At 62.8% G+C, this 26,406-nt stretch carries 28 protein-coding genes; 15 read left to right on the plus strand and 13 right to left on the minus strand.

Features of this window, described 5'->3' with window-relative positions:
• Window positions 1–98: 98 nt before the first annotated feature.
• Window positions 99–1,526 carry a bifunctional D-glycero-beta-D-manno-heptose-7-phosphate kinase/D-glycero-beta-D-manno-heptose 1-phosphate adenylyltransferase HldE gene (gene hldE, locus AB5Y80_RS07180; RefSeq protein WP_039039759.1) on the plus strand — a complete coding sequence of 476 codons (1,428 nt, stop codon included), beginning with the start codon at window positions 99–101 and terminating at the stop codon, window positions 1,524–1,526.
• 154 nt (window positions 1,527–1,680) lie between these two features.
• On the opposite strand, the gene tolC is transcribed toward hldE, so the two are convergent.
• On the minus strand, window positions 1,681–3,006 hold the full coding sequence (tolC, locus tag AB5Y80_RS07185; RefSeq protein WP_029313618.1) for an outer membrane channel protein TolC: 1,326 nt from the start codon (window positions 3,004–3,006) through the stop codon (window positions 1,681–1,683).
• A 306-nt stretch (window positions 3,007–3,312) separates the two neighbouring features.
• On the opposite strand from tolC, the gene nudF reads away from it, so the two are divergent.
• From nudF to parC, 11 genes are all read left to right on the plus strand, one after another.
• Window positions 3,313–3,954 carry an ADP-ribose diphosphatase gene (gene nudF / locus AB5Y80_RS07190; protein ID WP_368172730.1) on the plus strand — a complete coding sequence of 214 codons (642 nt, stop codon included), beginning with the start codon at window positions 3,313–3,315 and terminating at the stop codon, window positions 3,952–3,954.
• Window positions 3,955–4,053: 99 nt separating this feature from the next.
• A complete protein-coding gene (locus AB5Y80_RS07195) occupies window positions 4,054–4,500 on the plus strand; it encodes a DUF1249 domain-containing protein (RefSeq protein ID WP_039039758.1) in 447 nt (148 codons plus the stop codon).
• Between the two features lie 27 nt (window positions 4,501–4,527).
• Complete coding sequence (gene cpdA / locus AB5Y80_RS07200; protein ID WP_039039757.1) at window positions 4,528–5,346, plus strand: 3',5'-cyclic-AMP phosphodiesterase; 819 nt, start codon at window positions 4,528–4,530, stop codon at window positions 5,344–5,346.
• Between the two features lie 9 nt (window positions 5,347–5,355).
• Complete coding sequence (locus AB5Y80_RS07205) at window positions 5,356–5,943, plus strand: YqiA/YcfP family alpha/beta fold hydrolase (protein WP_219604352.1); 588 nt, start codon at window positions 5,356–5,358, stop codon at window positions 5,941–5,943.
• 2 nt (window positions 5,944–5,945) lie between these two features.
• Window positions 5,946–6,569 (plus strand): NUDIX hydrolase, encoded by a 624-nt coding sequence (locus AB5Y80_RS07210; protein WP_324033186.1) that lies wholly within the window; start codon window positions 5,946–5,948, stop codon window positions 6,567–6,569.
• Between the two features lie 36 nt (window positions 6,570–6,605).
• Complete coding sequence (locus AB5Y80_RS07215; RefSeq protein WP_221436439.1) at window positions 6,606–7,010, plus strand: GFA family protein; 405 nt, start codon at window positions 6,606–6,608, stop codon at window positions 7,008–7,010.
• 171 nt (window positions 7,011–7,181) lie between these two features.
• Window positions 7,182–7,424 carry a DUF1656 domain-containing protein gene (locus AB5Y80_RS07220; protein ID WP_042865381.1) on the plus strand — a complete coding sequence of 81 codons (243 nt, stop codon included), beginning with the start codon at window positions 7,182–7,184 and terminating at the stop codon, window positions 7,422–7,424.
• Window positions 7,417–8,283, plus strand: a complete 867-nt coding sequence (locus AB5Y80_RS07225) for an efflux RND transporter periplasmic adaptor subunit (RefSeq protein ID WP_368172731.1) — start codon at window positions 7,417–7,419, stop codon at window positions 8,281–8,283. The genes AB5Y80_RS07220 and AB5Y80_RS07225 overlap by 8 nt, the downstream gene beginning before the upstream one ends.
• Before the next feature lies 1 nt (window position 8,284).
• Complete coding sequence (locus AB5Y80_RS07230; RefSeq protein ID WP_368172732.1) at window positions 8,285–10,288, plus strand: FUSC family protein; 2,004 nt, start codon at window positions 8,285–8,287, stop codon at window positions 10,286–10,288.
• A gap of 113 nt (window positions 10,289–10,401) precedes the next feature.
• A complete protein-coding gene (parE, locus tag AB5Y80_RS07235) occupies window positions 10,402–12,300 on the plus strand; it encodes a DNA topoisomerase IV subunit B (RefSeq protein ID WP_368172733.1) in 1,899 nt (632 codons plus the stop codon).
• A 255-nt stretch (window positions 12,301–12,555) separates the two neighbouring features.
• Complete coding sequence (gene parC, locus AB5Y80_RS07240; RefSeq protein WP_368172734.1) at window positions 12,556–14,850, plus strand: DNA topoisomerase IV subunit A; 2,295 nt, start codon at window positions 12,556–12,558, stop codon at window positions 14,848–14,850.
• 149 nt (window positions 14,851–14,999) lie between these two features.
• On the opposite strand, the gene AB5Y80_RS07245 is transcribed toward parC, so the two are convergent.
• From AB5Y80_RS07245 to AB5Y80_RS07260, 4 genes are all read right to left on the minus strand, one after another.
• Window positions 15,000–15,635 carry a hypothetical protein gene (locus tag AB5Y80_RS07245; RefSeq protein ID WP_257713646.1) on the minus strand — a complete coding sequence of 212 codons (636 nt, stop codon included), beginning with the start codon at window positions 15,633–15,635 and terminating at the stop codon, window positions 15,000–15,002.
• A 419-nt stretch (window positions 15,636–16,054) separates the two neighbouring features.
• Window positions 16,055–16,849, minus strand: a complete 795-nt coding sequence (locus tag AB5Y80_RS07250) for a CPBP family intramembrane glutamic endopeptidase (RefSeq protein ID WP_257713647.1) — start codon at window positions 16,847–16,849, stop codon at window positions 16,055–16,057.
• Between the two features lie 109 nt (window positions 16,850–16,958).
• A complete protein-coding gene (locus AB5Y80_RS07255) occupies window positions 16,959–17,333 on the minus strand; it encodes a hypothetical protein (protein ID WP_103260890.1) in 375 nt (124 codons plus the stop codon).
• A 148-nt stretch (window positions 17,334–17,481) separates the two neighbouring features.
• The gene (locus AB5Y80_RS07260; protein WP_039039818.1) at window positions 17,482–17,733 is read right to left on the minus strand and encodes a hypothetical protein; all 252 of its coding nucleotides are present in this window, start codon (window positions 17,731–17,733) and stop codon (window positions 17,482–17,484) included.
• Between the two features lie 246 nt (window positions 17,734–17,979).
• Between AB5Y80_RS07260 and AB5Y80_RS07265 the strand changes: the two genes are divergently transcribed.
• On the plus strand, window positions 17,980–18,303 hold the full coding sequence (locus AB5Y80_RS07265) for a hypothetical protein (protein WP_052130383.1): 324 nt from the start codon (window positions 17,980–17,982) through the stop codon (window positions 18,301–18,303).
• 101 nt (window positions 18,304–18,404) lie between these two features.
• Here the strand turns inward: AB5Y80_RS07265 and AB5Y80_RS07270 are convergent, their stop codons facing one another.
• From AB5Y80_RS07270 to AB5Y80_RS07285, 4 genes are read right to left on the minus strand one after another with little or no spacing between them, the layout of a single operon-like run.
• A complete protein-coding gene (locus AB5Y80_RS07270; protein ID WP_368172735.1) occupies window positions 18,405–19,307 on the minus strand; it encodes a hypothetical protein in 903 nt (300 codons plus the stop codon).
• Window positions 19,308–19,318: 11 nt separating this feature from the next.
• The gene (locus AB5Y80_RS07275; protein WP_202044566.1) at window positions 19,319–20,086 is read right to left on the minus strand and encodes a hypothetical protein; all 768 of its coding nucleotides are present in this window, start codon (window positions 20,084–20,086) and stop codon (window positions 19,319–19,321) included.
• 12 nt (window positions 20,087–20,098) lie between these two features.
• Window positions 20,099–20,641, minus strand: coding sequence for a hypothetical protein (locus AB5Y80_RS07280; RefSeq protein ID WP_069785611.1), 543 nt, complete (start codon window positions 20,639–20,641; stop codon window positions 20,099–20,101).
• A gap of 23 nt (window positions 20,642–20,664) precedes the next feature.
• A complete protein-coding gene (locus AB5Y80_RS07285) occupies window positions 20,665–20,949 on the minus strand; it encodes a DnaJ domain-containing protein (RefSeq protein ID WP_024943298.1) in 285 nt (94 codons plus the stop codon).
• 267 nt (window positions 20,950–21,216) lie between these two features.
• Here AB5Y80_RS07285 and AB5Y80_RS07290 point away from each other — a divergent pair, with 267 nt between their 5' ends.
• Window positions 21,217–21,627 carry an EF-hand domain-containing protein gene (locus AB5Y80_RS07290; RefSeq protein ID WP_041212307.1) on the plus strand — a complete coding sequence of 137 codons (411 nt, stop codon included), beginning with the start codon at window positions 21,217–21,219 and terminating at the stop codon, window positions 21,625–21,627.
• Window positions 21,628–21,703: 76 nt separating this feature from the next.
• Here the strand turns inward: AB5Y80_RS07290 and AB5Y80_RS07295 are convergent, their stop codons facing one another.
• The 4 genes from AB5Y80_RS07295 to AB5Y80_RS07310 are packed head-to-tail and all read right to left on the minus strand — an operon-like array spanning window position 21,704 to window position 25,461.
• Complete coding sequence (locus AB5Y80_RS07295; protein ID WP_103255088.1) at window positions 21,704–22,228, minus strand: protein disulfide oxidoreductase; 525 nt, start codon at window positions 22,226–22,228, stop codon at window positions 21,704–21,706.
• Between the two features lie 3 nt (window positions 22,229–22,231).
• Window positions 22,232–22,972, minus strand: coding sequence for a DsbA family protein (locus AB5Y80_RS07300; RefSeq protein ID WP_010672791.1), 741 nt, complete (start codon window positions 22,970–22,972; stop codon window positions 22,232–22,234).
• A 10-nt stretch (window positions 22,973–22,982) separates the two neighbouring features.
• Window positions 22,983–25,025 carry a protein-disulfide reductase DsbD family protein gene (locus AB5Y80_RS07305; RefSeq protein ID WP_368172736.1) on the minus strand — a complete coding sequence of 681 codons (2,043 nt, stop codon included), beginning with the start codon at window positions 25,023–25,025 and terminating at the stop codon, window positions 22,983–22,985.
• A 55-nt stretch (window positions 25,026–25,080) separates the two neighbouring features.
• A complete protein-coding gene (locus AB5Y80_RS07310; RefSeq protein ID WP_043152974.1) occupies window positions 25,081–25,461 on the minus strand; it encodes a hypothetical protein in 381 nt (126 codons plus the stop codon).
• Window positions 25,462–25,624: 163 nt separating this feature from the next.
• On the opposite strand from AB5Y80_RS07310, the gene AB5Y80_RS07315 reads away from it, so the two are divergent.
• Window positions 25,625–26,353 carry a 1-acylglycerol-3-phosphate O-acyltransferase gene (locus AB5Y80_RS07315; protein WP_039039739.1) on the plus strand — a complete coding sequence of 243 codons (729 nt, stop codon included), beginning with the start codon at window positions 25,625–25,627 and terminating at the stop codon, window positions 26,351–26,353.
• Window positions 26,354–26,406 lie beyond the last annotated feature (53 nt).

A 26,406-nucleotide genomic window follows, 5' to 3' on the forward strand; every position in this document is an offset into this window, starting at 1 on the left:
GGGGGCATCAGGGGGCAGGGCCGTGCTTTTTTCACGCCCCGGAAAAGAGTGTGATAAAATCGGCCGCTGAATTTTTCAGGTTTTGAGAGCCGATACAGATGAAAATCACCCTGCCCGAGTTTGAAAAAGCCCGCATCCTGGTCGTTGGCGATGTCATGTTGGATCGCTACTGGCATGGCCCTACCGGCCGGATCTCCCCCGAGGCACCGGTCCCCGTGGTCAAGGTCGAGCACATCGAGGAGCGTCCGGGTGGCGCCGCCAACGTAGCGCTCAACTCCGCCGCCCTCGGCGCCCAGGCCGTGCTGCTGGGCCTGACCGGTCAGGATGAAGCCGCCGATGCCCTCGCCAGCCAGATGGCTGGTGTCAAGGTGGCCTGTGATTTCGTGCGCCTGACCGACTATCCGACCATCACCAAGCTGCGGGTGTTGTCCCGCAACCAGCAACTGCTGCGCCTCGACTTCGAAGAGGCCTTCCACGACGTGGATGCCAGCCTGCTGATGGGCAAGGTGGAGCAGGCGCTGCCCCAGGCGGACGTGATGATCCTCTCCGACTACGGCAAGGGCGCCCTCAACGATGTGCCCGGCATGATCCGGCGTGCCCGCGCCGCCGGCATCCCCGTGCTGGTCGACCCCAAGGGGACCGATTTCGAGAAGTACCGCGGTGCCACCCTGCTGACCCCCAACATGTCCGAGTTCGAGGCCGTGGTGGGTAAGGTGAAGGGGGAAGAAGACCTGGTCGCCAGGGGGCTGGAGCTGGTCAAGCGCTTCGAGCTGGACGCCCTGCTGGTCACCCGTTCCGAGAACGGCATGACCCTGATCCGCGAAGGGCAGCCCGAGCTGCACCTGCCGGCCCAGGCCCACGAGGTCTATGACGTCACCGGTGCCGGTGACACCGTCATCTCCACCCTGGCGACTTCCCTTGCCGCGGGCAAGAGTCTGGACGAGGCCTGCGCCCTGGCCAACACCGCCGCCGGCATCGTGGTCGGCAAGCTGGGGACCTCCACCGTGAGCCCGGTGGAGCTGGCCAACGCCCTCTACACCGAGCAGGAGACCGGCTTTGGCGTCATGTCCGAGGCCCAGCTCAAGGTGGCCGTCCAGGCCGCCCGTCTGCGCGGCGAGAAGGTGGTGATGACCAACGGCTGCTTCGACATTCTGCACGCGGGTCATGTCTCCTATCTGGCCAATGCGGGCAAGCTGGGGGACCGCCTGATCGTGGCGGTGAACACCGACGAGTCCGTGCGTCGCCTCAAGGGGCCGGGTCGCCCGGTCAACCCGACCGAGCGCCGTATGACTGTGCTGGCGGCCCTGGGTGCCGTGGACTGGGTGGTCCCCTTCAGCGAAGACACTCCCCAGCGTCTGATCGCCGAGATCCTGCCAGACCTCCTGGTCAAGGGGGGCGACTACAAGCCCGAAGAGATCGCCGGTTACGCCGAGGTGACCGCCAATGGCGGCGAGGTGCGGGTGCTGAACTTCGAGGACGGCTGCTCCACCACCGACATCATCAAGACCATCCGCGAGCGCGGATAAGCGTAAAACCCGGCCAAGGCCGGGTTTTTTGATGGGGCTGCCGGGTCGGTGACATGGCCGCTGCCTGGCAGGCCCCGACCAACGCACTTCCAGCGGCGAACAGAGATGAAAAAGGCGACCCCGGGGTCGCCTTTTCTCATGGTGTGCGCCTGGCTCAGGACTTCTTGGTGACCTGGGCGGCGGGCATCAGACCCTGGTTCACCTCTTCCAGATCCTTCTGCTCCAGGATGCCGGCGGCCTGCTTGAGGGAGAGGATGCTGAGGATGTAGTTGTAGCGGGCCTCGGAGAGCTTCTGCTTGGCCTGATACAGCTTGCGGGTGGAGTCCAGCACGTCGACGATGGTGCGGGTACCCACCTCGTAACCGGCCTCGGTCGCCTTCAGGGCGCTGTCGGCGGAGATGACGGACTGGCTGTAGGCGCGGACCGAGCCGATGCTGGCGTTCACGTTGTTGTAGGAGGAGCGGACCGTGCTCTGCACCGAGCGGAAGCTGCGCTCGAGCTGTTCGCTGGCGGCCACGTAGTTGAACTGTGCCTGCTTGACCTGGGAGGTGGTGGCCCCGCCGGTGTAGATGGGCAGCTTGAAGTTCAGGCCGATGTTGCCCTGATTGCTGTTGCTCTCGGGGTTGCGGATCTCGTCCTTGTAATCGTTGTAACCGGCGTTCAGGCCGGCGCCCAGATCCAGGGTCGGTTCATGACCGGTCTTGGCCAGATCGATCTGCTCCTTGGCGATGTCCTTGCCGATGCGGGCGCTGTGCAGCTCCAGGTTCTTGTCCAGGGCCAGTTCCAGCCACTTGTCGGAGTTGAACGCGGTCTTCTGCGGGCTGAAGCGATCGGTGTTGAGCACGTCCAGTTGACGGTGGTCGATACCGGTCAGCTCGCGCAGGCTCTCGTAGCTGTTGTCCAGGGTGTTCTCGGCATTGATCTCGTCCGCCAGCGCCTGATCGCGCTCGGCCTCGGCCTCGTGCACGTCGGTGATGGCGGTCAGGCCCACTTCGAAGCGCTGCTGGGTCTGTTCAAGCTGACGCTCGACCGCGGTCTTGTTGGCACGCACGAATTCCAGGGTATCCATGGCTTTGAGCACGTCGAAGTAGGCCTGGGCGGTACGCAGCATCAGGTTCTGGTACTCGAGGTTGTAGGCCACGTCGGACTGGGTGGCGCTCTTCTCGGTCAGATCCAGGTTGACCCAGTTGCTGCGACGGTAGATGGATTGATCCAGGGTCACGGAGCCGGTAGCGCCCGTGTTGGTCATGGTGTCGTTCTTGTTTTGCAGGTAGTTCAGGCCGGCGCCCAGGTTGATCTGGGGCAGCAGGGCTGCACGGGATTCGTTGATCTTCTCGAAGGCCTGGTCCCGCTTGGCCTTGGATTCCAGCAGCTGGGTGTCCTTGATCTGGGCCTGTTGGTAAATATCGAGCAGGTTTTCGGCATGAGCGGCGCCGCTCACACCCAGCATCACCATGACTGACAAGAGTGTTCTTTTCATATGATAGTTTTAACCTTTTGTATCAACCCAAAGCTGTCCGCTGGATGAAGGGGGGATTGTCACCGACCAAGCTTGATTTCAGCTTAACCACTCTACTATAAGCAGATTTCATTGCGAACTGTCTCTTTTCCAGCTGCGGAAACGTCAAGGTCCGGGGCGAGTTTTCTCGGCAACGCGCCTAGCCAAATGCCCTGTGGCTGCTAAAATCCTTCCCTCATCGTCGGCGAGAGCGAGTGAATGAATGTTCATTCATGCCCCCGAATATTATGGTCAAACCAAGCCAAGTCAAGCTGGCAGGAGTCTCGAATGTCACAGCAAGCCTTGCCTCAAACCTGCCACTACTCCAGCGATGATGTGAAAATCATTGAAAAATCAGCTGGATATAATGGCTTCTTCAAGGTGAATGTCTACCGCCTGCAACACAGGCTGTTTGCCGGTGGCTGGAACGCCCCCATCGTCCGGGAACTGTTCGAACGTGGCCATGCCGCCGCCCTGCTGCCTTATGATCCGGTGCGGGACGAGATCGTGCTGGTGGAGCAGTTTCGCATCGGCGCCATGGAGACCAGCGCCACCCCCTGGCTGCTGGAGCTGGTGGCCGGCATCATCGATGAAGGGGAGGCCGCCGAGGCAGTGGTGCGGCGCGAAGCGGTGGAAGAGGCAGGGATCGAGGTGGGACGCTGCGAACACGCCATCAGCTATCTGGTGAGCCCGGGTGGCAGCACCGAGCGCATCGAGGTGTTCGTGGGCGAGGTGGATGCCAGCCAGGCCAAGGGGATCCACGGTCTGGCGGAAGAGGGGGAAGACATCCGGGTCCACGTGGTGAGCCGCGAGCAGGCCTATGCCTGGCTCAAAGAGGGGCGCATCGACAATGCCGCCTCCGTCATCGCCCTGCAGTGGCTGGCCCTGAACCACGGCGAGCTGCGGGCACGCTGGTTGGCGGGGCGCTGAGGTGACGCTCGTTCAGACCCGGGTCAGGTGCCCTGTGTCCGACTGGAACACTGTGCAGTGGGTCCACCCTTCATGGACCCTGATTGAGGGAGCCGCGACATGTCATTAGTCCAGAGCCCGATGAAGCGCTATGTGCCTGATTTGATGTCCTTGCAGCGTACCTGCGAGGTCAATTACATGGCGCTGATGAAACTGTTGCCGCCCGGCGGCAGCGTGGGTGCCGAGCGCCGCTATCAGGTCGGCAACGGCCTGCAGTTCCAGCTCACGGTGACCGAGGAGAGCCGCTTCACCAGCCAGGTGATCCTGGCCCAGCACAACCCCGAATTGCCGAGCTACTTGCAAGCCCGGATAGAGATTCGTTTGTATCATGATGTGCGAATGGCGGAAGTGTGTGCGGCGCAACAGATTTCAATGTTGCAACCACGTTATGATTATCCCAATCAAAAAATGCATCACAGGGATGAAAAGGAGCAGGTAAATCTATTCTTGGCCGATTGGTTGAGATTTTGTCTCAAACACGGCACCAGCCTGATTAACATCCTCTAGTCGAACCCATAAAAAAGAAGCGTGATTTTGGAAACAGAGCTACCTCAGGCGCCGGACGGCAGTGTGCGCCTGTTACAGATTACCGATACCCATCTCTTCGCCAGTGCCGAGGGGCGGCTGCTGGCCGTACCCACGGCGCAGAGCCTGGCCGCCGTGCTGGAGCGGGTGCAGGCCAACGAGCACCCGTTCGATCTCATCCTCGCCACCGGGGATCTCTCCCAGGATCACAGCCCGGAGTCCTACCAGCGCTTCGCCTCCATGATGGCCCCCCTGGCTCGCCCCATCTACTGGTTGCCCGGCAACCACGACGACGGCCCCCTGATGACCGAATACCTCCATGCGGCCGGCATCAGCGAGGCCAAGCAGCTGGTGGGGGATCACTGGCAGGTGATCCTGCTGGATACCCAGGTGCGCGGCAAACCCCACGGGGTGCTGGGGGATCACCAGCTGGCGGCCCTGGATCAGGCCCTGCGCCAGCATCCCGAGCGCCACGCCCTCATCGCCCTGCACCATCAGGCGGTGCCGGTGGGCTGCGCCTGGCTGGATCAGCACAACCTCAAGAATGCCGACGACCTGTTCGCCGTGCTGGCCCGCCACCCGCAGCAGAAGACCATACTGTTCGGCCACGTCCATCAGGAGTTTGACGAGGTGCACCACGGAGTGCGGCTCATCGCCAGCCCCTCTACCTGCATCCAGTTCAAGCCGCTCTCCGACGGTTTCGCACTGGACGAATCCGGCCCGGGCTGGCGCTACCTCACCCTGCACCCGGATGGCCGGGTGGCGAGTCAGGTGTGGCGCCTGCCGCTGGGGCAGTTCGTGCCCGACCCCAATGCCACCGGTTACTGAGGCGTTGCCATGAAGCCCGTCCTGCTCTATCTGCACGGTTTCAATTCATCCCCCGGCTCTGCCAAGGCGCAGCAGATGGCGGCCTGGGTGGCCGAGAACAGGCCCGATATCGAGGTGGTGATCCCGGCCCAGCCCAACACCCCGGCGGCCGCCTGGGCGGCCATCGAGCAGGCCATCACCGACCTGAAGGCCCGCCACGGCAGCGCCCTGCGACTGGGCGCCGTGGGCAGCTCCCTCGGTGGCTTCATGGCCACGCGAGTGAGCGAGATGTACGGTTGCCGCGCCGCCCTCATCAACCCGGCGGTGCGCCCCCACGAGCTGCTCTGCGACTACCTCGGCCCCCAGACCAACCCCTACAGCGGCGAACGCTATGAACTGCTGCCTGTGCACATGGACGAGCTGAGAGCGCTGGCGGTGCCGGTGACTGCTCCCGAGCGGCTCTGGGTGCTGCAACAGCAGGAGGACGAGGTGCTCGACTATCGCAAGGCGCTGGACGAATACCGCTTTGCCCGTCTCTCCCTGGAGTGCGGCGGCGATCACGCCTTCACAGGCTTCGAGCGTTACCCCGCCCAGATCGTCCGTTTCCTCGGGCTCTAGCCATGCAACCGCCGTTGGCCGCCTTCCTCGAACAGGTGCTGGCCACGGCCCAGGCGGGGCTCACCTACTCCCGGGATCCCTTCGACATCGCCCGCTTCGAGGCGCTGCGAGCGGCCACGGTGACGCTCATTGCCAGCCAGAGCGAGCAGGCCCCCGACGCCATCGGCGACTGGATTTCCCTCGACAGCGGCTATCCCACCCCCAAGCTCGATGTGCGGGCCTTCATTCAGAACGATGCGGGCCATGTCCTGCTGGTGCAGGAGCGCAGTGACGGTTGCTGGACCCTGCCGGGGGGCTGGTGCGACATCGGCGACTCGCCGGCGGACGCCGTGGTGCGGGAAGTGAGCGAGGAGACCGGCCTCGTCTGTCGGGCGGTGCAGCTGCTGGCGTTGTTCGACAAGCTCAAGCATCCCCATCCCCCGCAGCTGCCCCATGCCCACAAGGCCTTCTTCCTGTGCGAGGTGACGGGGGGCGCTCTGCTTACCGACACCGATGAAACCAAAGGGGCGGGGTACTTCCCCATCGACGCCTTGCCCGAACTCTCCCGCCACCGGGTGGTGGCGTCCCAGCTACGCACCCTCCATGACCATCTTTTACAAGGGCGGCGGGATACCCTGTTCGATTAACCGGTTCGCAGCCTGACACTGCGGCAAGGAGGCAGCATGATCACACGCATCGGCAATACCCCCATCCAGAAGAAACACAAGGCGAGCTGCCACTGCGGCGCCGTGGTGCTGGAGCTGACCCTGCCGGATGGCGTGGTGGATCCGCGCCGCTGCGACTGCTCCTTCTGTCGGCGGCGTGGGGCCATCGTCGCCTCGGTGCCGCGCTCCGGCATCCGCATCCTGCAAGGGGAGGCGGCGCTTCGCTGCTACCAGTTCAACACCCGCACCGCGAAACACTACTTCTGCAGCGTCTGCGGCATCTACACCCATCACCAGCGCCGATCCAATCCGGCGGAATATGGCTACAACCTCGCCTGTCTGGAGGGGGTCAACCCGTTCGATCTGGGAGAGGTGCCGACCCGGGACGGGGTGCATCACCCGGCAGATACCGTGGCCGATTGAACGCGAGGTGACTGCCCCGACGGGTGGCGGGGAGGACGGGCGAGGCGTTGCCGCGTCACTCCCGTGACGACACCTCAGGGGGTCATCTGCTTGTGTAGCCCCCGCCATGGCTGTGTTAACCTTGCCCTGTCCGTCTCCCGGCGGACCCCGGCCTCTCTCTTCATTCCATCTCTGCCAACAGGGGGCACACCCGTGACGACTGCTTCAGCGCTGCCGGATCTGATCCTCGGGGCCTCGCTCTACTTTCCGCCCCTGTTCAAGGCCGTGCTGCTCGGCCTGCTGGGCTGGCTGCCGCTGCACCATCTGCTGCGGGACTGGCTCTACGGTGGGGATGTCTGGCACCCCCTGCTGATGGATCTCTCCCTCTTCATCCTCGCCGTCAGCGGCGCCCTATGGATATTGCTACATGGCTAAATCACCCCTCGCGACCCTCAAATACTTCTCCACCCTGCTGGTCTTTGCCCTGGCGCTGGTGTCGCTCTGGTGGCTGTGGAACGACTACATGCAGGGTCCCTGGACCCGGGATGGCAAGGTGCGGGCCGAGCTGGTCAGCATCACGCCCCAGGTGTCGGGCAAGATCGTCAGGATAGGGGTCAAGGACAACCAGCTGGTGAAGGCGGGGGACCTGCTCTTTACCCTGGATCCCGAGACCTATCGCATCGCGCTGGACAACGCCAGCGCGGCCCTGGCCAAGGCCAGGTCGGATCTCGACAAGGCGGAGCACGAGGCGAACCGTCGCCAGAGCCTCTCCCGCACCGTCATCTCCGCCGAGGCGGTGGATGAATCCAGGCTCAATGCCCAGGCGATGAAGGCGGCCTATGAGGTGGCCCAGGCCAATCTGGAGCAGGCCAGATGGTCCCTTGCCCGGACCGAGGTCCACGCTGCGAGCGACGGCTACATCACCAACCTGCAGGCCAGGGTCGGCAACTACGCCACCGCCGGGGTGCCCCTGGTGGCCCTGATAGACACCCACTCCTTCTATGTGCAGGGCTATTTCGAAGAGACCAAGCTCAGGCACATCGCCCCCGGCAAACCGGCAGAGGTGGTGCTCTACAGCGGGGATCGGGTACTCAGGGGGGAGGTGGAAAGCATAGGGCGCGCCATTCACGATCAGAGCCTGGAAGGCAGCGAGGGGCTGCTGCTCGACGTCAAGCCGAACGTGCCCTGGGTGCGTCTGGCCCAGCGGGTGCCGGTGCGGATCAGGCTGCTGGCGATTCCCCCGGATCTGGTCTTGATCGCGGGCACGACCTGCACCATCACCATAGGGGACTAGGGTGATCCTCTCGCTCTGGCGCCAGACCCCCTGGGGCAAGGCCAACGGCGGCCAGTGGCGCTACGCCCTGCGCAATGCCCTGGCCATGTGCCTGTCACTCTGGCTGGCGTTCGTGCTGCAACTCGACTCTCCCTACTGGGCCATGACCTCCGCCGCCGTGGTGAGCTTTCCCACCGTGGGGGGCGTCATCAGCAAGAGCCTGGGGCGAGTGGTGGGCAGCCTCATCGGCGCCATGGCGGCGGTGATGATCACCGGCCTTGGCATCGGTGATCCCTGGCTCTTCAGCCTGCTTATCGCCCTCTGGCTGGGGGGGTGCACCTACATCTCCAACCACCATCAGAACAACGTCTCCTACGGTTTCGCCCTGGCGGGCTATACCGCCGCCATCATCGCCTTCTCCTGCGTCAACCTGACCGACCCGCAACATATCTTCGACATCGCCCAGGCCCGGGTGAGCGAGGTGATCGTCGGCATCCTCTGCGGCGGCCTGATGATGATGATCCTGCCGAGTTTCTCCGATGGCGAGACTCTGCTGGACTCCCTTGGCAAGAGCCAGACCCGGCTGCTGGAACATGCCCAGCTGCTCTGGCTCGGGGAGACGGGCGCCGATGTGCGCACCGCCCACGAGGGGGTGATCGGTCAGATCCTCACCCTGAACGTGCTGCGCATCCAGGCAGTCTGGAGCCACCACCGCCTGCGTCGCCACAACCAGTTGCTGAACTATCTGCTCCATCGCCAGCTGAGGATGGTCAGCCTCATCTCGGGGCTGCGCCGCATGCTGCAACATTGGCCAGAGGACGCAGTCGACCCGGCCCCCATGCTGGCCGCCGTGCTGCGGGAGCTGGGACAGGGGGGCTGCGACAAGCTGCGCATTGCCCGCCTGATGGCGCCCTTCGTGGCCCGCTCGGGGGATGATTATCGCTGTCAGGCCTTCTGGCTGCGGCTGCGCCACTTCTGCTGGAGCTACCTGGAGTGTCAGCGCTGGCTGGAAAGGCTGGCCCGCCACGATGGCCAGGAGTGGCCGGCGCCGCCGCGCCACAGCTCTCTGACCAGCCACACCGACGGCCTGGAGGCGGCCTACAACGGGGGGCGTACCTTCCTCTGCGTGATGCTGGGCTGCACCTTCTGGATCCACACCCAGTGGGATGCGGGCGCCGCAGCCCTGACCCTGCTCGCCATCTGCTGCGTGCTCTATTCCGCCACCCCGGCCCCGGCCAAGGGGGCCCAGACCATGCTCAAGGCCATCGTGCTGCTCAGCTTTATCTGCTTCGGGGTCAAGTTCGGGCTGATGATCCGCATCGACGACTTCTGGATCTTCTGCGCCCTGCTGTTCCCCGCCCTCATCACCCTGCAACTGCTGAAATTGCAGCGACCCCAGGGGGCGGCGCTCTGGGGCCAGCTCATCGTGCTGCTCGGCTCCTTCCTCGCCATCACCAATCCGCCGAGCTACGACTACCTCGCCTTCGTCAACAGCAGCCTAGCGCAGGCACTGGGGGTGATGAGTGCCGGACTGGCGTTCCAGCTCCTGAGGCCCAGCTCGGATCGGCGCAAGAGCCGCCGCCTGATGCATCGTCTGCGGCGTGATTTCGTGGACCAGCTGGCCCCGGCCCCGCAGCAGAGCGAGGGGGAGTTTGAATCCCGGGTCTATCACGCGGTGAGCCAGCTCAGCCAGAGTCAGGATCAGGGGGCCCGGCTCTGGGTGCTGCGCTGGGGCGTGGTGCTGCTCAATTGCAGCCACATCGTCTGGCAGCTCAGGCTCTGGCGCAGCCGGGATCCGGCCCTCTATCTGGTGCGGGACGGCTGTCTGCGCTGCCTGAAAGGCATTCTGACCGAAGGGGGCGTGCAGCACGAGCCCCTGGGGCGCACCCTGGCGGAGCTGGACCGCATCAGCCAGGGGCTGGGGGAACATGCAGACCCGGCGGCCCGGGCTCTGGCGGGGCTGGTGTGGCGACTCCACTGCTCCCTCTCCCAGCTTGTGCAGGCCCTGCCCGGGGAACCCGCCTGATCCCGGGCGGGGAGGCCGGAGCCCCTCTGGATCACCCTTTGCGAGCGCCCCATTTGTCCCGGGCCCTCCCAGCGAGTAAGATTCCCCCCAAACGTCAATTCGCAAGGCCCTCCATGTCCACTCAATACAATGCGGATGCCATTGAGGTCCTCAATGGCCTTGAACCGGTGCGTCGCCGCCCCGGCATGTACACCGACACCACCCGGCCCAATCACCTCGGCCAGGAGGTCATCGACAACAGCGTCGACGAGGCGCTGGCGGGTCACGCCCGCAATCTGGAGGTGATCCTGCACGAGGATCAGTCCCTCGAGGTGATCGACGACGGTCGCGGCATGCCGGTGGACATCCACCCGGAGGAAGGGGTCTCCGGCGTGGAGCTGATCCTCTGCAAGCTGCACGCGGGGGGCAAGTTCTCCAACAAGAACTATCAGTTCTCCGGTGGCTTGCACGGGGTGGGGATCTCCGTGGTGAACGCCCTCTCCGATCGGGTCGAGGTGACGGTGCGCCGGGACGGCCAGGTCTATGACATCGCCTTCGAGCGAGGCGACAAGGTGTCTGATCTGACCATCACCGGCACCTGCGGACGCCGCAACACCGGCACCCGGGTGCGCTTCTGGCCAGAGGCGCGCTACTTCGATTCGCCGCGCTTCTCGGTCTCCAAGCTGGAGCACCTGCTCAAAGCCAAGGCCGTGCTCTGCCCGGGCCTCACCATCAAGTTCCTCGACAAGAACACCGGCATCAAGCTTGAGTGGTGCTATGAAGACGGCCTCAAGGATTACCTCATCGATGCGGTCAAGCAGTTCACCTGCCTGCCGGAGCAGCCCTTCGTCGGCTCTTTCAGCTCCGAGCAGTCGGCGGTGGACTGGGCCCTGTGCTGGCTGCCGGAAGGGGGGGAGTGCCTCGCCGAATCCTATGTGAACCTGATCCCCACGGCGCTGGGTGGCACCCACGTCAACGGCCTGCGTCAGGGCCTGCTGGACGCCATGCGCGAGTTCTGCGAGTTCCGCAACCTGCTGCCGCGCGGGGTCAAGCTGACACCGGAGGATATCTGGGATCGCTGTGCCTACATCCTCTCCATCAAGATGCAGGATCCCCAGTTCGCCGGCCAGACCAAGGAGCGGCTCTCGTCCCGCCAGAGCTCGGCCTTCGTCTCCGGCGTGGTGAAGGATGCCTTCAGCCTCTACCTCAACAGCAACACCGAACTGGCCGAACAGCTGGCCGAGCTCTGCATCTCCAGCGCCCAGCGCCGGATGCGCGCCGCCAAGACGGTGGTGCGCAAGAAGATCACCCAGGGCCCGGCCCTGCCCGGCAAGCTGACCGATTGCGGCTGCGCCGATCCCATGCAGGGGGAGCTGTTCCTGGTGGAGGGTGACTCCGCGGGCGGCAGTGCCAAGCAGGCGCGGGATCGCGAATTCCAGGCCATCATGCCCCTGCGCGGCAAGATCCTGAACACCTGGGAGGTGGAGGCCGGTCAGGTGCTCGCCTCGCAAGAGGTGCACGACATCTCCGTGGCCATCGGCCTGGATCCGGACTCCAACGACCTCTCCGGCCTGCGCTACGGCAAGGTGTGCATCCTCGCGGATGCGGACTCGGACGGTCTGCACATCGCCACCCTGCTCTGCGCCCTCTTTGTGAAGCACTTCCGCACGCTGGTGGAGAAGGGCCACGTCTATGTGGCCATGCCGCCGCTCTATCGTATCGACATCGGCAAGGAGGTGTTCTACGCCCTCGACGAGGACGAGAAGAACGGCGTGCTGGAGCGGGTCGAGGCCGAGAAGAAGAAGGGCAAGGTGATGGTGACCCGATTCAAGGGGCTGGGTGAGATGAACCCGAAACAGCTGCGGGAAACCACCATGGATCCCAACACCCGCCGCCTGGTGCAGCTCACCATGGGCGAAGAGGGGGAGGAGGGGGGCGAGACCCTGCAGATGATGGACATGCTGCTGGCCAAGAAGCGCGCCTCCGATCGCCGCGAATGGCTGGAAGAGAAGGGCAACCTCGCCATCATCTAAAGCGAGTCGCAAGTACCCCACCCCGGCCCTCCCCTTCGCAAGGGGAGGGGGCCAAGCCTCTCCTCCCCCTCATGGAGGGGGAGGTTGGGAGGGGGTCTTGTGATTCACCGTCGGCCCCCTGCCGACCCGCATTTCCGGCGTGCCCTCTGAGGGCGCGCCATAGCAAGAGAACAACCTTATGAGTGATGCTATCGAGCTCAGTCTGTTGGATGAAGTAGAGCGCCAACCAGCTCCCGAACCGAAAGAGATAATCACATGAGTGATGCTATCGAGCTCAGTCTGGACGGGGTGGAGCGCCAGCCCATGCGCGCCTTCACCGAGCAGGCTTACTTGAACTACTCCATGTACGTCATCATGGATCGGGCCCTGCCCCACATCGGCGACGGCCTCAAGCCCGTGCAGCGGCGCATCATCTACGCCATGAGCGAGCTGGGTCTGTCGGCGCTGTCCAAGCACAAGAAATCCGCCCGTACCGTGGGTGACGTGCTGGGTAAATATCACCCCCATGGCGACATCGCCTGTTACGAAGCCATGGTGCTGATGGCCCAGCCCTTCTCCTACCGCTACCCGCTGGTGGACGGTCAGGGCAACTGGGGGGCACCGGACGATCCCAAATCCTTCGCCGCCATGCGTTACACCGAGGCGCGCCTGTCACGCTTCTCCGAGCTGCTGCTCTCCGAGCTCGGCCAGGGCACGGTGGAGTGGACGCCGAACTTCGATGGCACCATGAAAGAGCCGGTGGTGCTGCCCGCCCGCCTGCCGCACATCCTGCTCAACGGGGTGACCGGCATCGCGGTGGGCATGGCGACCGATATCCCGCCCCACAACGCGCGGGAAGTGGCCCACGCCTGCGTGGAGCTCTTGGACAACCCCAATGCCGGCCTGGATGCGCTGATGGCCCATGTGCAGGGGCCGGACTACCCGACCAATGCCGAGATCATCACGCCCCGCGATGACATCCGCAAAATCTACGAGACCGGCAAGGGCTCCATCAAGCAGCGAGCGGTGTGGAGCGAGGAGGATGGCGACATCGTTATCACGGCGCTGCCTCATCAGGCCTCCGGCGCCAAGATCATGGAGCAGATTGCCGCCCAGATGGTGGCCAAGAAGCTGCCCATGGTCACCGACCTGCGGGATGAATCGGACCATGAGAACCCGACCCGTCTGGTGATCGTGCCGCGCTCCAACCGGGTGGATGTGGAGGGGCTGATGGCCCACCTGTTCGCCACCACGGATCTGGAGAAGAACTACCGGGTCAACCTCAACATCCTGGGTCTGGACAACCGGCCCCAGGTCAAAGACCTCAAGACCATCCTCACCGAGTGGCTGAGTTTTCGCCGTGAGACGGTGCGTCGCCGCCTGCAGTATCGCCTCGACAAGGTGCTGGCCCGCCTGCACATCCTCGAAGGCTTGCTCATCGCCTATCTCAACATCGACGAGGTGATCGAGATCATCCGCACCGAGGAGGAGCCGGGCCGGGTGATGATGGAGCGCTTCAACATCAGCGAAACCCAGGCCGAGGCGATCCTCGAGCTGAAACTGCGCCACCTGGCCAAGCTCGAAGAGTTCAAGCTGCGCGCCGAACAGAACGAACTGGCGGAAGAGCGCGACAAGCTGGAACTGATCCTGGGTTCCGAGCGCCGTCTCAGCACATTGCTGAAGAAAGAGATCCTGGCGGATGCCGAGAAGTACGGCGACGATCGCCGTACCCCGCTGGTGGAGCGCGCCACCGCCGTGGCCCTGACCGAGAAGGAGCTGACCCCGAGCGAGCCAGTGACCGTGATCCTGTCCGACAAGGGCTGGGTGCGCGCCGCCAAGGGCCACGACGTCGATGTGGAGGGCCTCTCCTACAAGGCGGGGGACGGTTATCTCGCCCACGCCCATGGCCGCAGCAACCAGCAGGCGGTGTTCCTCTCTACCCTGGGACGTACCTACTCGCTGGAGGCCCATACTCTGCCGTCGGCCCGCAGTCAGGGCGAGCCGCTCACCGGCCGCTTCGCGCTGGGGGCCGGGGAAGAGGTGCGCCATCTGGTGATGGGTAACGAGGGCGAGCCGTATCTCATCTGTTCTGACGCCGGTTACGGCTTCGTCTGCAAGTACGATGACCTGATCGGTAAGAACAAGAACGGCAAGGCGCTGCTGACCGTGCCGGAAGGGGGCATCGTCATGGCGCCCCAGAGGATAGGCGCGCCGGACACGGATCTCTGCATGGCCATCTCCAACGAGGGGCGCATGCTGCTGTTCCCGCTCAATACCCTGCCGGTACTCGGCAAGGGCAAGGGCAACAAGCTCATCAGCATCCCCTCTGCTCGCGTCAAGGCGCGGGAGGAGTTTATGGTGATGGCGGCCATTATCCCGCAGGGCCAGTCGGTGACCCTGTTTGCCGGCAAGCGCAAGCTGACCCTCAAGCCATCTGACCTTGACTACTACCGTGGCGAGCGCGGCCGCCGTGGCGCCAAGCTGCCCCGCGGTTTGCAGCGCGTGGATCGCATCGAGATTGAACCCGTCGCGGGCGCCGAGCCGGCAGCCGGGGAAAATCAGGAAGGGTAATAAATATAAAGGGCGCGAAAGCGCCCTGTTTGTACAGATATTTTATAAACATAAAGTCTTTTGTAAAACACGATTGTTTTTATATTTTCTGTATAGCTGCAGTCGAATTGTTTTTGAAGGTGTCATTGTATTTTTTAAATGGTTCTTCTTTATATAAAAACTACTGCGCAGAGAATGAAAGCAATAAAAAATACACCTTGAAACAATAGCCAAATATTTTGTCTGTAATAGATTCCCAATATTTTTTCTGCGCTGTGTACTGGATTGGTCATGGATTTTGCAGACTCTTTCTTTATTAAATATCTGATTGAGCGTGGTGATATCTCAATGAATGTGGTTATCACACTTTCTAGGTTTAACTCAACTGAGATATCTAAATCATGATTCTCTGCCATTTCTTTAATTAGCATTGCATCCGCATCAAAATCAGCCAATATTTCCTTTAACTTTATTGATAAAGCTTCCTTTATTTTGATATGAATGGCACATAATACGGCCAATGATCTTTGGCCTAGTCCACATAAAATTGAAATAACTAGCATGAGGAGCATGAGTTTAATCTCAAACGAGTTATAAAAAGCAGAACCAACTTTATCGATGTTACTAATAATTAATCCAGCAATTGCACCGGAGGCGCCTAGAGCCCAACGGGACATATTATCTATATCAGGACTTGATGATACAACAGAATCCACAAAGGAATTTAGTGAGTTACTCTCTGCATTTAATACGACTATGTTACGCCAATCTTCAACTGACTTTATAAAGTTATCATGAGTCGTCATCATATACCCTTTATTTTGATGTTTCGTTTTCAATTATCTGGTAGATAATCTATCGTTGTCTATTGAATAGGGCAAGTATTAGGCCCGTAGATCTGATTAGAAAAGCGTAATCAGACGATCGCAAAAACCTATTACCTTAATGTGGTCGGTAATTTTATTTTGTGACCCCCTCATCCCCAGCCCTTCTCCCGCAAGGGGAGAAGGGAGCCCAGATCGCAGCAATTTTTAAATGGAGTGACAGCTATGGCTACAGGTTGGCAGGCGCTGATCCCCTCTCCCCTTGGGAGAGGGTCAGGGTGAGGGGAGGCCGTAGGTCTGATTAGCGAAGCGTCATCAGACGTTCGCGAAAAAAGCTGCCGCCATGCTGCGGGCACGCCTACGGCTCTCTCTATCCATGGCCAGCCTGTGTATTGCGTGCATCAGGTGCCTGTGTGGCTGCCAAGCAGCAGCATCAGGCTAAACAGCAGCCAGTCATTGATGATGTGTGAGCCGGTCGATACCCAGATGTTTTTGGTGATGATGTAGCCACTGAGCAGCACGATGCGGGCCGTGCCAATCACCAGAAAACATTGCAGAAAATTCCAGTCATAAGTGGGCAGGTGCAGGGCTCCGAAGATTAGAGCCGTCGATAGCCAGGCGATGAGGATGGCGGACTTGCGGGTCAGGCCGAGCTTCTGGTGACAACACCAGAGGATGGCCAGAAAAGGCAGGATGGAGATCACCTCCTCGCCGAAGAGCTGGGGCGCCGTCTTGAGATAAAAGAGGATGCGCGCCGTATTGGACGCCTCTGCCAGCATGGCGTTGACCGGGTTTGCATTCAGCTGGAACAGGTGCTGCATGGTCATGGCAACGGCGATTGAGACCAGTATGTTGATGCCGGTAATCGCCAGCATCAAGAGACAATCCCGCCGCGTCGGCGTTCGAAACAGTGAGCGCCACCCTGTTCCCGCCACCATGGCGAGCACGGCCAGAGGAATGAGAGGGAACAGGAGGGCGGGCACAAAGCCCCCTGAGGTGGTCTTGAAAAAGTCGATGGGGGCGGAGAGTGCCGCAAACCCCAGGATGACCCCCAGCAGGATGAGTGCCCAGCCACGGGCAGACGGGGTGTGAGGATCCTGGCGATAGAGGGGGAAATCCCCGGCGCTCTTGCGCTCGAGCCCGAGGCGCTCACTGTCATTCAATACCGGCAATGCTGTAGGTTGATGCTCACCCATGGTGATCCTCGGGATGTTTATCCGTTGCTGTGCAGACAACCCTACACCAGAAAGGGGGGAAAGGGGCGCCGCTGGCTACAACACGCCAGGGGAATGGCACCGCCGCCAATCAGTTGTCGAAGTTCCACTCGATGGGCAGCTCAAGATCGAAAACAAGCTGATCCCCGTCGAGGGTGAAGGCCACGCTGGTCTGGTGCTGGTCGTATTCGTCGATAAGGCGGCAGCTCTCGGAAAAGTTGGATTCGTAGCCGAGGCGAGCAGTGCCGCCGGTGCGAGCCTCGTCGAGTTCCACCCCCAGCACCCGCAGGGGATCCTTCTGGCTGAGCTTGACCCGGCTGTCACCCACATCCACCAGCCGCTCCAGCAGGGGGAAGAAGTCCTGCTTGTTGGCCTCGATGGCCTGGGCGATGGCTTGCTCCAGCTCGGTGGCGCTGGCAAGGGCGGGATCCAGCGTATAGCGGGTCTGGATACTTTCCTGAGTCATATAGTGCTCCTTGGGGCAATGAACCTGCGTCGGCCATCAGCACGGTAGGCGGTGAACAAGGTGTGCTGCGCCATTAAATGAGGTGGTGATTCATTCTGGTGGATAAAACCATCATAAAAAACCGATGAAGGCAGCATATTGCTTCTCATCAGGCGGGAATGCGGCCATTGCGCACCAGGGCCCGGCGGATATTTTTGCACATCTTGCCGAAGCGGTTGAGCTCGTCGAAGCTGGGCGGGATGCCGCGATCGATCTGATATTGCCAGTAGCAGAGGTCCGTATCCACCAGCTCCATCAGCTTCTTGGGGCAGCCGATGCAGGTGTTGTCCGGCCCGCATTTGAAGGTATCCGGTTGATAGAGCGGAAATTCCGCCTTCACGGCGTCGATGATCTGCTGCATGGCGGTCATGCGGTCCGGCTTTCTGCTCACGGCTCGTTCCCCGGCGGCTTGTATGGGGGAGTCATTATATCCCTGACAAAATGTGGGCCAATGACGCTTAGGAGGTAGTCCGACTTGCGTGCAAGCCACTGCGCCCCGGATCCTGCGCCTGCTTCCCCCCTGGTGGCCTCTTCTGTCTGGCGCCGTTTCGGGTCATGATGAAAGCCCCGAACGAACCACTTTTTGACTGACCCCTCTGGAGGTGCGATGAGACCCTGTGCCCTGCTGTTGCTTTTCCCCCTGGTGTGCCAGGCCGAGGCCAGTCCGAGTGAACCCGTGCAGGAAGGTACCCTGGCCAATCAGCAGCTGATCCGGGATGCCATGGTGGGGGTCGCATCCTGGGTGGCCACCAAGGGGTGTGACGCGCCGGAGCGCTTCGTGCCCGTGGTGTTGCACCTTCCCGAGGGGGAGCCGGGCAGTCGCCACTGGCAGGAGCGCTGGACGGTGACGGGCTGTGGCAACGACTATCCCGTGGTGATCGATTTTCGGGAGACCGGGATGCAGAGCGCCATGTGGACCATTGCCCGATAGGGTCGGCGCCGCCATCTGCGAGCTGCAAAGATGACAACGCCCGGCAAGCCGGGCGTTGTGGGAGGAGAGGCAAGTGCCGTCCTGCAAGGGTGCATGGCCCCTTAGAAGTCGTGGTAGAGGGGCCAGCCGAGCAGGGGGTGGCGGATCCCGGCGCGCATCTCCATGTTGTCGAGCTTCTCCGGCGAGGCGTCCTCTTTTTGCAACTGCTGGTACTGACGCACAAACCCCAGGGTATGCAGCAGGTTGGGCACAAAGCCAGGGCTCAGCTCCTGACGCAGGGCGGCGGCCATGTCTGCGGGCAGAGCGTTCAGCATCAGGGTGAGCTGGGCGGCGAGGTAGCCGGTGTCGTACCAGCCCTCGTCGAGCTCAATCTCCCGCGCAAGTCGGCGCTTGAGATCCTGCTTCACCTTGAGGGGGGCGGCGCCACTGCCCTTGCCGCAGAGGATGCGGTAGAGCAGGGCCTCGGCCAGCTTGTCCTCCATGGTGGGGTGGTCGCTCTCGCAGGCGAAGAAGTGCTGGTCGATGAGCGCCATCAGGCGGCTCTTGTTGTGCTCGGTCAGCGCCTTCTCGTACTCCTGCCACCCTTGCCACTCCTCCACATCGGGCGGGCTGGAGATCTTGTCCAAGAGCCGCGCATCCACGTCACCGTAGAGGCTGTTGCCAGCCTGCTTGGGGCTGACGGTGATGAGCATGGACCAGCCCTTCTGGAACGGCTTGATGGGGCCTTCTGGCGCCTGCAACAGGGCCAGTGCCTTGGCCGGATCCCGTTGGGAGAGCTCCTGCAGACCGAGGCTCACCACGCCGATGACGTCGTGGGCGGCCTGCTCCAGCAGGTGCATCTTGTACTTGTTGTAGTACTTGTCGGCGAATTTGAGGCTCATCAGCACCGCCTTGCCTTTGATGGCGGCCAGCTGCTGCTGACTCAAGAGTTCGTTGTCGCGGCCAAAGCGCAGCACCTGGGTCAGAAAGGGGCCCTGGTTGGCATCGCGAATGACTAACTGCATGAATGGGCTCCTTAATCCAGAAAGCTGAACATGTCGTCGACGTCACCGTACTCGTCTTCCTCGACCTTGTTCTTCTCTTTGGCCTGCATCACCAGCTCGGCGGCAAACTTGTTGATGATGCCGTCCCAGGTGGAGTGTTCGTTGCGCAGCAGCGCCTTGATGGATTTTTCCACCTCGGGGGCCAGCTCGCGAATGAGCATCAAGAGGCTGCGCGGGTCGTCCAGGGCGTAGTCGTGGCTGTCTTCGGCCTGCTGGCGCTCGCTGTAGCGCAGGGACTCTTCGAGATCTTCCTCTTCGGCGTGCAGCACGTCGCGATAGCCCTCGTCCTCTTCATAGCGATCGCCGCGATAGAACTCGATAAAGGGGATGGCGAGGTAGAAGAGACCGGCCGGATCCTCGGCCACGCACTCGAGGATCTCCCGCTGCTTGGCTTCGCTCTCCTGGGTGCGGATCAGGTAGTTGAGGAAGTCGAAGGTGTGCTGTTGCAGCTCGTCGGCGTTGTTCTTGATCGCCTCTTCCCAGTAGAGGGGCTGCTGGCAGACGATGTCGCGGATCCGCTCCGGGGTCATCAGCTCGGAGATGATGGAAGGGAAGGAGATGTCGTGCTGGCCGTTGATCTGGGTCAGGGTAACGATATCAATGTTTTCAATCACTTCTGCCAACTGGTCGTCAGACATGGTCTTGGCGATCAGCTCGAACTTCTCGCTGGCCTGCTTCGGCTCGATAACGGCCAGCTCTTTGATCTCGATGGCGGTAATTTCTATCAGACTGTTGCTCATGCCTTGCCCCAATTAGAAACGGACTTCGTCGTACATATCCTGATCGCCGTCGTCATCACCATAGCGGTCGCTACCGCCGTGGTAATCGGCGTCGGCATCTTCCCCGTCTTCCTCTTCTTCGTCCCGCAGCTCATAGTCGTCATCGCCGCGGTGGCTGCCGCGGGGCAGCGGGTTGTCCAGCAGGAACAGCACGGCGCAGGCTTCCATCAGCTGATCTTCGCTCTGGGCCCGCACCGCCTTGACCAGCGGCAGGATGGCATTGTTGAAGCCGACACTCACCTTGAACTCGTCCCAGGAGGGCTGCTCGCCGCTGGCGAGCCACTTGTTCCACTGCGACTTGGCCTTGGGCGGGAACTGCACCCGGCCATAGAGGGCAAGCGGCAGGTATTCGGGCATGAACTCCAGCATGCTCATGTCGGCCAGCAGCAGGGCCTTCATCTTGTCGGTGAACTGCTCGAGCCCCTTGGGGTCATCCTGATCCCGGTAGGATTCGATGTTCTCGCTGGCATCGCTTTGCAGGGCCTTGAGCCGTGCCTGGTCCCATTTTTTTTGCATAGTCGCTCTTCTTGCCTGGTGGCTCAGGGGTAGAACTGGTCCCACATCTCCTGCATGGCAGCAGCGGGATCGGTCACGATGACGTTGTTGAAATCCTTGATAAAGGCGGCCCGCTGTTTCGGATCGGACAGCACTTCATAAGCCTGCTTTACCTGGTGCAGCCGGGCGGCTGCCTGCTCTTTCTCTTCTTCGCTCGCCCCGTGCAGCTTGTCGGGGTGGTACTGGTTCGACAGCCGTCGATAGGCTTTTTTGATGTCGTTTTCACTGGCGTTGGACTTGACGCCCAACACCCGGAAGTAGTTGTTCATGACGGATCCTGCCTCACTGGCATGGTGGAATTCATCCTGTGTCGACCTGGTGGCGCAACGTCGGCAAACCAGGCTCGGCAAAAACCGGAGATTTTAACGGAAAGCCGGCGCCTCTGCCATGAAAGTGCGGTCTTTCTGTACGAAAAGAGCGGGCGGTGCGAGATGGCGGCGGGGCTACACTGGCAGAGGGGGGCGGCAGGCCCCGGCGTTGCCCGACCCCCTCTTGTCCGAACCATCCGGATTCTGCCGTCACAAGGAGTCATCGCCATGGTCAAGTCCGCGTTTTTCGTGCTCGCGCTGGCAGGCAGTGCCGCCTCTGCCAGCGACATATTGCCCGTCTCGCCGCTGATGGGGGATGTCACCAGGGCCCAGTTCATGGAGCGCGCCGCCCAGCGCTTCGCCTTGCAGGACAAAAACGGTGACGGCGTGCTGTCGGTTGCCGAGAAAGAGGCCAACCTGGCAAAGCTGGCTGGCGTGATGCAACAGGCTGGCAAGCCGGTCCCGGAGCGGATGAGCCAGCTCAAGCCGTCGCGGGAGACCACCAGGGCCCAGTTCATGGCGCGGCAGGAGGCGCTCTTCTCTCGCCTGGACAAGAACGGTGACGGGGTGATCGGGGAGTCTGAGCGTCTCGACATCAAGGCCAATCTGGAGAAGCGGGCGATGGAGGCCGCCCAATAGGGCGGGTTGTCAGCCCTCTGATGAAAAAGAGCCCGGTAGCGATACCGGGCTCTTTGTATCTCTGGCATGAAGGGGGCTACCAGCTTGCCCAGAGCAGCCGCAACCTGAGCCCCCAGGCGCTGCTCCAGCCGGTGGTGCTGCTCACCAGAGCCCCATCCTTGATGACGAGGAAGGTTGGTGTCACCCCCACCTGCCAGCGGGCGGCCAGATCCCCGGACTCGTCGTTGTGGGTGGGGAAGGTCAGCCCCTTCTTCGCCATCCCGGCGCGCAACGGCTCATCGCTGCCGGAGCGCAGGGCCACCGTCAGCACATTTTCACCCTCCTGCCAGAGCTGCTCCACCGTGGGAGTGGTGAAGCGGCACACCCCGCACCAGCTGGCCCAGTAGTAGACCAGCAGGGGCTTGCCGCGGCTCTGCTCGGCCAGCGTGGTGGTGGTGCCGTCCTGCAGGGTGAAGGGGGCCTCCATGGCACCCGCCGGCAGGGTGGGGCTGCGCCACAGATCCACCAGGGTGGTGATGACGAGCGCCATCAGCAGCAGCCAGAGCGCCTCCTTGCCCCAGCGGCGCCAGCGGGGGGCCTTTATGCCTGTATCCTCGGCCATGGCTTAGCTCCGCTTGGCCAGCTCGGCTTTGACCAACTGCTCCAGCTCGTCATAGGGAATGGCACCCGGCACCAGCTGGTTGCCGATAAGGGTCGCCGGGGTGCCTTGCACGCCGAGCAGGGTGCCGATGCGCAGGCTGTTGCGCAGCTCCTCAGTGGCCTTGCCTGCGGGCTTGAGGGTCAGGTTGTCGGTGGCGGCCAGCGCCTTGTTGATGTCCGTCTCGGTCAGCATCCCCTGCTTGCTCATGAGCTTGTCGTGCAGGGGGAGGAAGCGGGCAGGATCCTGTTGCCACAGGGTCAGGCTGTACTGGGCCGCCTTGGCGGAGGTCTGCCCCTTGAACGGCAGCAGCTTGATCACCAGCCCCAGATCGTCCGGATAGGCCGCGAGCAGCTTGGCGACCGCCGGGTCGAACTGCTTGCAGTAGGGGCAGTTGTAGTCGGTGAACAGCACCAGGGTCAGTTTGGGATGCTTGGCACCGAGGCGCGGGCTGGTGGGGCTGTTGAACAGCACATCCTGGTTGCCCTTGATGAAGTCACCCATCTGGGCCTGCTGGGTCGCGGCGTTCTGTTTCTCCCAGGATTCGGCTGCCTCGTCGAGGATCCCGGGGTTGGCGATCAGGGTCTCGCGAATGAGCTCCTTGATGCGGGCCTCCTGCTCCGGGGTGAAGGGGGCGGCGTGCAGCGTGGGGGTGCCCAGGGTGGCGGCTACCAGGGCGGTGCAGAGGGTCAGGGTTCGCAGTCTCATGGCATTCTCCTTAGAAATGGGTGGCATCGGCCTGAACGAGGCCGGCCTTGTGCAAGCTGTCGAGCAAGTCGGCCTTGTCCAGCAGGGGAGAGAGGATCTCCCCTTCCGGCAGGCCGGGCCCGTAGATCTGGTTGAAGGGAACGGCGGCGGCGCCACGCTGGCGCAGGAAGGCGGAGATGGCATCGCTCGGCCGGCTCCAGTCGCCGCGAAGGGCCACCACGTCCGGGGCCGACAGGGCGCGCTGCACCTCGTCACGCAGCAGCACGTTGTATTTGTTGGCCTTGCAGGTGACGCACCAGTCGGCGGTGACATCCACGAAGATCCGCTTGTTCTGGGCCAGGGCGTCGGCGATGGCCTGTTCGGAGAGCGGCTGCCAGGCGATGCGATCGACGCTGCCACTCCCTTTCACCGTGAGGGCGCCCCCCAGCAGCAGGGCGCCGCCGATGAGTGCCGAGAGGGAGAGGGCCAGGGTGAAACCGCGCAGACCATAACGCCAGAGGATGCCCATCAGCAGCGCCAGCACCATGGCGGCCATCAGCCAGCCGGTGGCCGTGCTGCCCAGATGGTTGCCGAGCAGGCTCGCCAGCCAGAGGCTGGAGCCCAGCATTATCAGCCCGAGCAGGATGCGCAGTTGCCCCATCCAGCGCCCCGGTTTGGGCAGCCAGAGGGCGAGGCGCGGCAGGGCCGCCACCAGCAGCCAGGGCAGGCTCATGCCAATGCCGAGGGCCGTGAAGATGAGCCAGAGCTGGCCGAGGGGCGCCGCCAGGGCAAAGGCCACCGCGGTGCCGAGGAAGGGGGCCGAGCATGGAGTGGCCAGCAGGGTGGCGAAACTCCCTTGCAGGAAGTGACCACCGAGCCCCTCGCCGCCGCGGGTGGCGAGGCGAGTGCTGAGATCGCTGGGCAACCTTATCTCGAACAAGCCCAGCAGGTTGGCGCAAAACAGCAGGGTGACCAGCACCATGAAGCCGATGAAACCGGCGCTCTGGAACTGGATCCCCCAGCCGACCGCCCCTTGTGTGGCGCGCAGCAGGCTGCTCATGGCCGCCAGCACCCAGAAGGAGGTGATTATCCCGGCGCTGGCGGCGAGGAACTGCTTGCGCACGCCTCCTTGTTCGCTCTCTTGCTGCTGCAGCACGGTGCCGAGTTTCAGAGCCAGCACCGGCAGCACGCAGGGCATCAGGTTGAGGATGAGACCGCCGAGCAGTGCCGCCCCCAGCAGCCAGAGAAGTGGCTGCCCCGGGGCCGGCAGGGCGAGGGGATCGGCGATGGTGGCGCGGGTCTGCCAGGCCTGCTCGCCGCTGGTGAGCAGCAGGCCGAGGGATTGACCGCGCAAGTCAGGGGCATCCCCCTGCCAGCCGTCGCTGACCGGCACCCGGGCAATCAGGGTGGTGCCGCTTACCTCGAGCGCGGGCTTGCCGAACTCGGCCCCCTCCAGCGCATCGATGAAGAGCGCAGGTTCCTGCCAGCCTTCTGCCCGCTCGGCCCGCAGTTGCAGCTGGTTGTGCTGGTAGCCGAGCTCGACCCGGGTGTCGGCGGGCAGCGTCTGTGGCAGGGTGCTCATGGTCCGGGCCCAGGCGAAGTCAAAACCGGCCGGCGCTTGCTCATCCGCCGCCAGGGTGAAGGGGTAGTCGGTCAGAATGCAGACATTGCTGCAGGTGGAGAGGCGCAAGGTGCCCTTGAGCGGCTGCCCGGCCGGGTAGCCCAGGCTCAGGGGGAAGCGTACCTGCTCCTGATAGCCCTGGGTGCTGAGCCCGGCCACCTCGAAGGGGCGCGGCGTGGGCCAGTGCCACTGGAAGTCGCCGACCGGCTCATCCCACAGGATCTGGGGCGCTATGCCCCCTTCACCCGGGCTGTGCCAGTAGGTCTTCCAGCCTGACGCCAGCTGGACATCGAGCAGGATGCGGGTCTGATCCGGGACGCTGCGGTCGGCTTGCAGCCTGACCTTGGCGTGACTGTTCTGGGGGCGGGTGAGCCACCCCGTATCGCTGGCCAATCCGCTGGATTGCCACAGCAGGCTGCCCAGTAGCAGGGCCGCCTTGAAGAGATTCGACATGTGTTGGGTCTCGCAAAAAAATGAGTGACAGCAGGCTGAAAAAGCGCGGCTGAACTCATTCCCGCCAGACGCAGAGGGTGAGGTGCAGTCGCCGCTCTGGCGGCGAGACATTGATGGGGGGAGGCAGTGCCGGCGCGCGCCGTGACAGGGGCACCAGCAGGGCAATCACGAAGGCGATGGCGAAGAAGAGTTGCTCCACGCACAGCAGACTGGCGGCGCTCAGCCACTTGCCGTTGAGCTGGCAGCTGCTGGGCTGCACACTGGCGGGGGTGCCCTTGTCGGCCTGGTCGTCGGCTGAGGCGAACTGGGGCAGGGTCTGGCAACTCACGGCGTGATCGAGCAGGGCGAGGCGGGCCAGCGGCTGGGCCGCGCAATTGAGCACCAGCAGGCAGACCAGCAGCAGGAGTCGTGTCGCCGCGCGTTGTTGCAAAATCATGCTCGCCCCGTTCATCAAGATGGCCACATCCTAGCGGGCAATGGCGGGTGGGGCAAGCCGGGGTGGCCGGTGGCGTCCGGGGCTGGTCGGTTCTGTCTGGCGAACGCTTGTTCGCTAAAAGGGGGACCAGTATACTGCGCCGAGTCAAATTCCGAGGTGTTCGATGCTCAAACTTGCCCGTGTGCTGCTGCTGGCACTGCTGCTCGTCTTCTGGTTCCTGTTCGGCCTGTTGCTTTGTCTGGTGCGCCCGCGCCACCCGAACAACGTCTATGTCTTCGCCCGCATGTATCATGCGGTCTGCCCGCTGATCGGCCTCAAGGTCCGGGTGACGGTGGCCGACGAGGTCAAATCGGTGGGACCTGCGGTCTACGTCTGCAATCACCAGAGCAACTACGACATCTTCACCGTGACCGGCGCCGTGCAGCCCGGCGTGGTGGCGGTGGGCAAGAAGAGCCTGCTGTGGCTCCCCTTCTTCGGTCTCATCTTCTGGCTCTCCGGCAACGTGCTGATCGACCGCTCCAACCGCTCCCGCGCCATCGGCACCATCGGCCAGGTGGTGGATCGCATCAAGCATCGCGGCACCTCCATCTGGATGTTCCCGGAGGGGACCCGCTCCCAGGGGCGTGGTCTGCTGCCGTTCAAGGCGGGGGCCTTCCACACAGCCGTCCAGGCCGAGGTGCCCGTGGTGCCCATCGTCTGCTCCAGCTACTTCGGTCAGGTCGATCTCAACCGCTGGGACAACGGCGAGGTGCTGCTGGAGGTGATGGCCCCGGTGTGCAGCAAGGAGCACGGCGCCGCCGGCATCCGCGAGCTCTCCGACACCTGCCGGGAGAAGATGGAAGCCAAGCTGGCGGAGCTGGATGGCAAGCTCGGCCATCGGCCGGCGGCCTGAGCCCGGTTGCAGAGAAGAGAGGGAGCCGCTGGCTCCCTTTTTTATTGGTGAAA

Source organism: Aeromonas sp. R2-1, assembly GCF_040908425.1.
Lineage (GTDB): Bacteria > Pseudomonadota > Gammaproteobacteria > Enterobacterales > Aeromonadaceae > Aeromonas > Aeromonas caviae.

Bases quoted from the DNA above. Each gene is read 5' to 3' on its own strand.
- hldE (WP_039039759.1), top strand. From the start codon at position 99: ATGAAAATCACCCTGCCCGAGTTTGAAAAAGCCCGCATCCTGGTCGTT.
- tolC (WP_029313618.1), bottom strand. From the start codon at position 3,006: ATGAAAAGAACACTCTTGTCAGTCATGGTGATGCTGGGTGTGAGCGGC.
- nudF (WP_368172730.1), top strand. From the start codon at position 3,313: ATGTCACAGCAAGCCTTGCCTCAAACCTGCCACTACTCCAGCGATGAT.
- AB5Y80_RS07195 (WP_039039758.1), top strand. From the start codon at position 4,054: ATGTCATTAGTCCAGAGCCCGATGAAGCGCTATGTGCCTGATTTGATG.
- AB5Y80_RS07205 (WP_219604352.1), top strand. From the start codon at position 5,356: ATGAAGCCCGTCCTGCTCTATCTGCACGGTTTCAATTCATCCCCCGGC.
- AB5Y80_RS07210 (WP_324033186.1), top strand. From the start codon at position 5,946: ATGCAACCGCCGTTGGCCGCCTTCCTCGAACAGGTGCTGGCCACGGCC.
- AB5Y80_RS07215 (WP_221436439.1), top strand. From the start codon at position 6,606: ATGATCACACGCATCGGCAATACCCCCATCCAGAAGAAACACAAGGCG.
- AB5Y80_RS07225 (WP_368172731.1), top strand. From the start codon at position 7,417: ATGGCTAAATCACCCCTCGCGACCCTCAAATACTTCTCCACCCTGCTG.
- parE (WP_368172733.1), top strand. From the start codon at position 10,402: ATGTCCACTCAATACAATGCGGATGCCATTGAGGTCCTCAATGGCCTT.
- parC (WP_368172734.1), top strand. From the start codon at position 12,556: ATGAGTGATGCTATCGAGCTCAGTCTGGACGGGGTGGAGCGCCAGCCC.
- AB5Y80_RS07245 (WP_257713646.1), bottom strand. From the start codon at position 15,635: ATGACGACTCATGATAACTTTATAAAGTCAGTTGAAGATTGGCGTAAC.
- AB5Y80_RS07250 (WP_257713647.1), bottom strand. From the start codon at position 16,849: ATGGGTGAGCATCAACCTACAGCATTGCCGGTATTGAATGACAGTGAG.
- AB5Y80_RS07255 (WP_103260890.1), bottom strand. From the start codon at position 17,333: ATGACTCAGGAAAGTATCCAGACCCGCTATACGCTGGATCCCGCCCTT.
- AB5Y80_RS07260 (WP_039039818.1), bottom strand. From the start codon at position 17,733: ATGCAGCAGATCATCGACGCCGTGAAGGCGGAATTTCCGCTCTATCAA.
- AB5Y80_RS07265 (WP_052130383.1), top strand. From the start codon at position 17,980: ATGAGACCCTGTGCCCTGCTGTTGCTTTTCCCCCTGGTGTGCCAGGCC.
- AB5Y80_RS07270 (WP_368172735.1), bottom strand. From the start codon at position 19,307: ATGCAGTTAGTCATTCGCGATGCCAACCAGGGCCCCTTTCTGACCCAG.
- AB5Y80_RS07275 (WP_202044566.1), bottom strand. From the start codon at position 20,086: ATGAGCAACAGTCTGATAGAAATTACCGCCATCGAGATCAAAGAGCTG.
- AB5Y80_RS07280 (WP_069785611.1), bottom strand. From the start codon at position 20,641: ATGCAAAAAAAATGGGACCAGGCACGGCTCAAGGCCCTGCAAAGCGAT.
- AB5Y80_RS07285 (WP_024943298.1), bottom strand. From the start codon at position 20,949: ATGAACAACTACTTCCGGGTGTTGGGCGTCAAGTCCAACGCCAGTGAA.
- AB5Y80_RS07290 (WP_041212307.1), top strand. From the start codon at position 21,217: ATGGTCAAGTCCGCGTTTTTCGTGCTCGCGCTGGCAGGCAGTGCCGCC.
- AB5Y80_RS07295 (WP_103255088.1), bottom strand. From the start codon at position 22,228: ATGGCCGAGGATACAGGCATAAAGGCCCCCCGCTGGCGCCGCTGGGGC.
- AB5Y80_RS07300 (WP_010672791.1), bottom strand. From the start codon at position 22,972: ATGAGACTGCGAACCCTGACCCTCTGCACCGCCCTGGTAGCCGCCACC.
- AB5Y80_RS07305 (WP_368172736.1), bottom strand. From the start codon at position 25,025: ATGTCGAATCTCTTCAAGGCGGCCCTGCTACTGGGCAGCCTGCTGTGG.
- AB5Y80_RS07310 (WP_043152974.1), bottom strand. From the start codon at position 25,461: ATGATTTTGCAACAACGCGCGGCGACACGACTCCTGCTGCTGGTCTGC.
- AB5Y80_RS07315 (WP_039039739.1), top strand. From the start codon at position 25,625: ATGCTCAAACTTGCCCGTGTGCTGCTGCTGGCACTGCTGCTCGTCTTC.